The organism is Streptomyces spirodelae (assembly GCF_017676385.1).
Classification (GTDB): domain Bacteria; phylum Actinomycetota; class Actinomycetes; order Streptomycetales; family Streptomycetaceae; genus Streptomyces; species Streptomyces spirodelae.
This window is the reverse complement of sequence record NZ_JAFFZN010000041.1, coordinates 46,337-53,455: the sequence shown is the minus strand read 5'-3', so window position 1 is coordinate 53,455 and position 7,119 is coordinate 46,337. Positions and strand designations below refer to the sequence as shown.

Genomic DNA, 7,119 nt, shown 5'->3' with positions numbered 1-7,119 from the left:
TGTTGCAGATCGCTACGGTGCAGAGGCCGCTGCACGCTTCCGTGTGCATCCGGCCCTCGGGCAGCTCGTGGGTGCTGACCCGGGTGTCGAGCTCGGCGATGAGAGTGTCGAGGTCGAGGGCGACCGCTTCGACGGCGTCGGTGGTCCGGATGGTTTCAACGGCTTCGGTCGTGGCGGGCATGGCTCCCTTCCTTCCCTTTTCCTTCTTCTCGCTTCGTTCTTTCTTCTCGTTCTTTTCACTGCCGTTGTGGCAGCCGCCACGGCGCCGCGCCACCCGTCCGGCACGGTGCGGAGAGGCTGTGGGTGCCGCACCAGGCGGCGTACGCGCGTTCTGCCAGCTCTCCTCGGCCGAACGGTCACAGGACAGGCGCAGCAGCTGGGCCGCCGCGCCTGGCTGCCCGTCCGACGCGACGGGCTGCGGCGCGTCGGGAGCGGGCAGCACGGTGAGGTCGGCGACAGCACGATGGTTCCCCCCGAGCGCGGGGCTTCAGGCGGGCCCCCGGACATCGGGCCGCGACCACGGCCGCGCTCCCGCTCGCGCTCGCGCCTGGGGACGGTCTCAGCCTCGAGGTGGCGTGGTGGCCGCATGCGGGACACCTCCCTCGGCTGCCAGCGCGTCGGTCAGCAGGCTCTGGCGTGCCCAGGACAGCCGCCCCCGGTTCCAGTGGAAGACGGTGAAGAAGGCGGCGGCCGTGCGCGGGCCGACGGTCGCCTCTCCCGCCTCGAAATACCCCTGCCGCCAGCGGACGGCCGCCTGGTGGACCGCCTCGGCGTGCCGGGTCAGGGCGGTGCGGCGCTCCTCGGGAAAGGCGCGCAGGGCCTCTTCGCGAGGTGTACGCCAGTACGCGATGATGCCCGCGGTCGCCTGTTCCCGTGCCGCCGGGTCGATCTTCGCCGCCGCGCCCCTGAGGCCCCGTCCGGCCTCCCTGCGCATGGCGTGCCACACCCCGCGGTGCTCCCAGCCGACGATGCCCAGCCCGACGAACAGTTCCCGCAGCAACAACAGCGAGAAGCGCCACCCCAGAAATTGGCCATCACGGCCCGGGTGGTGCACATGGTGGTCCAGCCAGGCGAAGGAATCGAGGGTGAACAGGTCGTGCACGTACGGCATCGACGCCGGACCACCGAAGAGGTAGTGCTCGGGCTCGTACACCACGCACACCGGCCGCATCCGCGCCCCCTCGCACCGCGCGAACCGCCGCAGCAACTCGGCGCGCAGCTCGGTGTCACCGTCCGGGGCGGACGCCTCAAAGCGCACCCGCATTCCGGGGCTCTTGTTCATGAAGAAGAAATTCCGTGCCCGGTCGGCACCGAGGAATTCCCGGGCCACGACGCCCAGTTCTGCGCAGAAGCCCGCGCGCGCCCGCTCCTCCTGCTCCACCACCAGATTGACCTGGGCCCAGGGCGTCTCCGCCCGTGCATCCCGCGCGGCGGCGAGTCCCGCAGTGACGCCCGCCACCAGGGCCGCCCGGCCACGCGACCGCATCTCCCGCAACCGCTCCGCGACGGCGGACCGGGCATAGGGCGGGCGCAGCAAATACCAACCCTCGGGCAATTCACGCCCCTTTCGCCGGTGATTACGCTGCCCGCAATCACGCCATGAAGAGGGCTTGCCCGTCATTCGATCGCCCAACAACCGCCCTGGACTCTTCATACAACCGGCAGTTGTGCGCCGGTGCACAGTCGGACGCACCCCGAGCGCCCGGGCAGCAGCCACCGAACGGCAGGGAACCGGCAAGGTTTACGAGCCGCCAGTGGTTCATGAATCGACGGGGCTGCATGAGGTCGCCGGCTTGACCGATTTCGCGGCCTTCAGGACTTCGCCGAGTGCACGTGGCGGGGGAAGTGGGCAGGAATCTCACCCGGGATGGTATTTACCAGGCGGCTGCCGGGTTCACAAGGGGGCGCGGGCGCCGTCCAGTGCGCTCTTACCGGGGGCGGCGAGCGCTGTGGCCTTCTCGCGAGCGGTGGCGGCAAGAGCCGCCTGTCCCAACTCGCCGGCGAGGCGAGCGTGCGCGAGCCAGTTGTACGGACTGGTGGGGCGCAGGCTCAGCCGCTCACTCAGCAACGTACGGGCCAAATCGAACCGTCGAGCGCGCAGCGCCGCCTCCACCAGCGTGCGCTGCACCGCGTCGCGCTGCGCATGGCTGCCACCGAAGGTCTGCAGCCGCCCGCGCAACGGCAGCAGCAGATCGACCGTCTCCCCGTACCGCCCCTGAGCGAAAGCGATCAGCGCCCGGCAGACGGGCAGCCCGATCTCCGCCGTCATGACGTGGTTGGTGACGCCGGGGTGCGGGCGCGCCGCCCACTCCGCGCGGTCGGCCACCAACGCCTCCGCCTCGCGCACCCGTCCGGCACCGAGGTAGGCCATCACGGCGTGCGTGTCGTTGAACGCGTAGTGCGGGCCGTCGTCACGCGCCGCCCAGGCATCGGCGAGCGGTCCCCAGCGGTCCCCGACCGCCCGCAGTGCCTCATCACCGTCCAGATACAGCCGCCACAGCAGTGCGGCCGCGTCCAGCAGTTCGAGGGCCAGGCCGGAGGACGAAGCGGGATCGAGCGTCGCGTCGTAGATCTCCAGCACCCGGCCCGTCTCCCCGGCCTCCAGCGCGTAGAGGCCGTAGTGCCACCAGTTGTGCACCGCCATCATGTTGTTGGCGCCCCAGTCCCGGGTGCGCGCGTCGAGGTAGCGGATGCCGTCCGCGAACCTGCCCCGCATCTCCAGGGTGTGCACCACCGCGTGAATGCCCCACACATCGCACGGCTGCCGCTCAACCGCTGCCCTGGCGACCTCTTCGGCCCGCGCATAGTGGCCCGTTTCCTCCAAGCCGAAGCCGAACATGCCCAGCAGCGGCCCGTAATGCGCATCGTCCTCGTCCCAGGCCGTCAATGCCCCGGCGATCCGGTCGCGCAGCGAGTCGGCGTTCCCCGTGAAGAAGTCGATCTGGTGCCCGACGGCCAGCGCCAGCGTGTCATGGGGCCAGCCGACATTGACCTCGCGCAGCAGCGCACCGGCCCGCTCGATGTCCCCGCCCAGCCAGACGGACGCGGCACACAGATGGGCCCGCTCGCGCTCGGTGAATGCGGTGTAATCCGCATCTGCCCGGAAACGCGCGAACTCCTCGCCGGCCGCCACCGCCTGAGCCCGCTCGGTACCCAGCAGACCCAGATACACCGCGAACGCCTGCCCCAGCGGCGCACCCGGCGCCACCCGCCGCATCGCACCCAACGACTCGGCCACATCGCACCGGAAGAAGAGCATCGAGTCGACCGCACTCTCATACCACGCCGCCGCCTCCGCACCCCCCTCGTCGCCGCCGAGCCCGCTCATCTCCAGCCCGTGCCGATCCTGCCGCCGACGTCCCGCACCTCGCGCGTCCCTGATCGCCGCCCCTCGGCTCGACGCGGCACCGCCGCCGGAGGCCGTCTCATGGACTGCTGCGGCGCCCCCGTCGGCCGGTGTCCTTGCGGGCACCCGCGCCGCCTCCGTTCCGTTTGCCGCGTCCTCCACGCCCGGTGCGCTGCTCATTGCCGCTCCTCCCGCCGACGCCGCCACCGCCGACCGGGGTGGCCTTCCCACGCGGCTCACCCCGCGCCTGCCGCGCCGCCTCATGCTGCCCGGACGAGGCCCCGGTCAGCCAGTGAGCGGGGCGGCTCAGCGTGTCGGGAACAGTGGTGGTCGCATCACCATGAGCGGCGTTCAGCTGCGGCTGGGTCACAAAGAGCGAGCCCGACAGGTCGGCTCCCCGCAGATCCGCATCCCGCAGATCCGCTCCGAGCAGATCCGCCTGGCGCAGATCGGCACCCCGCAGATCGGCCGCGATCAGCAACGCTCCCCGCAACGAGGCGCCCCGCAGCCGCTCCCCGCGCAGCCCTGCGCCCATCAGATCGGCACGCCGCAGATCGCGCCCACCAAGGCCCCGCCGCACCCGCTCACTGACTCCCTCCAACACGGGCCCCACCCGCGCCCGCCACTCGGCCACATCCACACCGCGCAGCACATCGGCATCGCCGGCGACCAGCGCGTCGATCCGCCCACTCAGGGCACGGGCCTCCCCGCCGTGTCCGGTGGCGTCGGCCTCCGCCAGCAGCCACAGCAGCTCGTGCAGTTGTCTGGTCACCTGGAAGACAGCGAACATCTCCGGCCCCGGCGTCAACCCGTCCCTCGCTGTCACCCGCTGACCGGCCCCGAAGCAGTCGAAGACCGAGCATCCTGTGTAGCCGCTCTCCCGCAGCCTCGCGTGGATCGAGCACCGATTGTCGGGGGTCAGATTCCCGCACCGCTTCCCAGCCGGCTTGTCGACGGGGAAGTCCGCGGACGCTGTGAACGGCAACGCCACACAGCACAGCCCCGCACAATTCCCACAGTCGGCCCGCAGCCGCTCCGCACTCCCCCGCCCTCTCGTCTCACTCACCCACCCAACCTAACCCGCCCCAAAACCACCCGCGCTCTTCCACACCCACGCGCGACCCGCACTCTCACCGCTCTCCTCTGCCCCTCCGCCGTTGCCTCTCCCCCATTCGCCCTCGCCCCGCTTCCTGCATCTTCCGGCTGCTCCGCAGCCCCGGCCCAGCCCGCCTGCCCAGCCCGCACCGCCTGTCCCGTCTGCCCCCAGCCCGGCCTCCCACCTCGGGGGGGTCCCCCTCCGGCACGCTCCCGGCCAGGGCGGACGTCCCGTGGCAGGCGATCCGTCGGGGGAGGGGAGACGACAGGGAGCTATGCCACGCGCGCCTCCGGTCTCCCGGCCGGCCCCCGCAACAGGGTGTAGACCGGAACGACGCTGGCCACCAGTCCCAGGACCAGGCAGCCGCCCACGGCACCCGCCACCCACGGCCAGGCGACGGCGGCCTCCACCGGTACGCCCAGGCTTTCCCTCAGCCCATGGACCATCCCCAGCAGCGCCGGCATGACTACTACCATCCCCATCGCGGCCCCCAGAGCGACCGCACAGACCGTCTCCCCCGCAACCACCCGCACCGCCTGACGGCACGTGGCCCCTGAGAGCCGCAGAATCCGCAAATCCCGGGCCCGGTCAGCAGTGGCCGTCAGCAGGGTGGAGGCCACGGCTATTGCGGTGTACCCAGCCGTCATGGCCACCAGCATCAGCGTGAAGATCCATACCAGCCGGTCCTCCTCGTCGTCGGCCGACGAGACATAGCTCGCCACCGAAACCTCCCGCGCCCCCAGCACGCTGCCGAGCTGAGGCAACTCCTCCCCGTCCGTTCGGTAGGCGACATCTGCGAGAGCCGACGGATCGTGCGCCCGAACCACCGCACGTGGGAGAACCAGTTGATACGGCACCTCCTCATCGCCCAGCACCGCCGTCACCCGCAGCCGCTCCTTGCGACCGTCCTCGAAGATCACCGTCGCGCTCCGCCCCGGCCGCCACCCATGCGCAGCGGCGACCGACTGCGTCACCATCACACTGCCCGCCCGTGGCGCAGGGTGGCTGTACAGCCGTGCGAAGCCCGCACCGACCCCCACCGCTCTCAACGCCGACTTCCCGCGCCCCTCGTAGACCGTGGTGGACAGCATCGCGTTCCGTGTCAGACCGGCTCTCTCCGTCGCGGCGCTACTGAGGCCGGGAGTGTCCGCCGGCGCCAGTGCGGACCGCGCCTGCACGGTGGCCGCCTGGCGGTCGGTATCCGCGGTCTGCGTCGTCTGCACCGTGCTGGTGATGAGCACGGCGAAGGCAACGGTGGCCAGCACCGGGGCGACCGTGGCGGAGGTGCGGCGCACCGCTGTCCGCATGTTCTCGCGTACGAGCAGCGGCGTGGCTCCCGGACGGCGGACCAGTGGACGGGTGAGCGCTCCGACGACAGGCCGCACCAGCGCCGGTATGAGCAGCGTGAGCCCAGCCGTCAGTCCTGTGGCCGTGCCCAGCCCGAGCAGCACCATGGTGTCGCTGTCGGCAAAGGCCGTGCCGACAGCGCAGCCCAGTCCGACCGCGGTCACCACCAGCCCGGCCGCCCAGCGCCGACGGGTCATGGGCCGCTCATCGACCGCCGCCTCCCGCATCGCCTCAAGCGGCGCCACCCGCGCCGCGCGTCGCGCGGCCGTCCACGCCCCCGCCAGGGCGACAGCGGTGCCCAGGGCGAGCGCGGCGCACGGTACCCACCAGCGGGGCCGTACCACGAAGCCCTCCGGCTGCAGACCCGCGTCCACCAGCACCCCGGCCACCGAGGGGGCAAGCGCCAGCCCCAGCACCGCCCCCAGGGTGGCACCGAACGCCCCCACGGTCACCGCCTCGGCACACACCGTGCGACGCACCTGTTTCGGTGTGGCGCCGATGGTCCGCAGCAGCCCGAACTCACGCCGCCGCTGCGCCACGGTGAACGCGAACGTGGACGAGACGATGAAGACGGTCACAAAGGCCGAGAGCGCAGCCATGGCGGTGAGCACCTGCGCGCCGATCCACCGCGTCATCTCGTCTTGCTGCAGAGCCATGGAATCACGGGCCGCTCCGGTGAGGACCTCGCCTCCACCGCCCGTGCCCGTCACCGCCCGCTCAGCGGCGGACGCCACCTGGCCGACGGAGGAGCCCCGCTCAAGGCTGAGTCCGATGACGCGTATCCCGCCGACGAGTTCTGCCGCACGCTCATCGGTGGTGTAGAAACCGGGCCCGTCCAGTGTGCCGGAGACGGTGAAACGGTGAGGACCGTCGGCCGTGAGCACGGTGACCCGGTCTCCGGGCCGGTGCCCATAGGCACGGTCGAGAGCGAGTTCGTCGTGTCTTGTGGGCGCCTGCCCCTCGTGCAGACCGTATGAGCCGAGGGCCACCGAGGACCAGCCGTGACCTTGTCGTTCTCCTTTCTTCTGCTCGGTACCGGACAGTTGCGCGTAGAAGGAGCGGTCGGCGACGGCAGCGCGCACCCCGGGAAGCCGCGCCAACTGCTCTCTCAGTTCCGCGGCGCGTCCCGGCGCCCAGGGTGGCGGTTCCGCGAACTGGCCACCCACCTGTTCCCCCGTCGGCGCCCGCACCACCACCGGGGCTCCGGCCAGCCGTTCGGGTACGCCGGTGCCACCGGACATCAGCATCAGTGCGCTCATCGTCACGACGGCGACGCCGAGCGCAACGGCGACGAACGATCCGAGGAACGCCGGCCAGCGGCTGCGCACGC

At 71.5% G+C, this 7,119-nt stretch carries 5 protein-coding genes; all 5 read right to left on the bottom strand.

Translation table 11 applies throughout. From position 1 onward, the window contains the following. The coding region (locus JW592_RS30610; protein WP_209268522.1) for a hypothetical protein at positions 1 to 181 on the bottom strand (181 nt) is incomplete at its 3' end. Positions 182 to 559: 378 nt separating this feature from the next. Then, positions 560 to 1,555 (bottom strand): thiopeptide-type bacteriocin biosynthesis protein, encoded by a 996-nt coding sequence (locus JW592_RS30605; protein ID WP_229377120.1) that lies wholly within the window; start codon positions 1,553 to 1,555, stop codon positions 560 to 562. Positions 1,556 to 1,894: 339 nt separating this feature from the next. Then, on the bottom strand, positions 1,895 to 3,328 hold the full coding sequence (locus JW592_RS30600; RefSeq protein ID WP_209268529.1) for a tetratricopeptide repeat protein: 1,434 nt from the start codon (positions 3,326 to 3,328) through the stop codon (positions 1,895 to 1,897). 97 nt (positions 3,329 to 3,425) lie between these two features. Continuing rightward, positions 3,426 to 4,412 (bottom strand): pentapeptide repeat-containing protein, encoded by a 987-nt coding sequence (locus JW592_RS30595; RefSeq protein ID WP_307805605.1) that lies wholly within the window; start codon positions 4,410 to 4,412, stop codon positions 3,426 to 3,428. A 302-nt stretch (positions 4,413 to 4,714) separates the two neighbouring features. Then, positions 4,715 to 7,117 carry an ABC transporter permease gene (locus JW592_RS33065; RefSeq protein WP_307805604.1) on the bottom strand — a complete coding sequence of 801 codons (2,403 nt, stop codon included), beginning with the start codon at positions 7,115 to 7,117 and terminating at the stop codon, positions 4,715 to 4,717. Positions 7,118 to 7,119 lie beyond the last annotated feature (2 nt).

What these genes read in the sequence shown, in the direction of transcription:
- JW592_RS30600 (WP_209268529.1), bottom strand. Translation starts at nt 3,328, where the DNA reads ATGAGCGGGCTCGGCGGCGACGAGGGGGGTGCGGAGGCGGCGGCGTGG.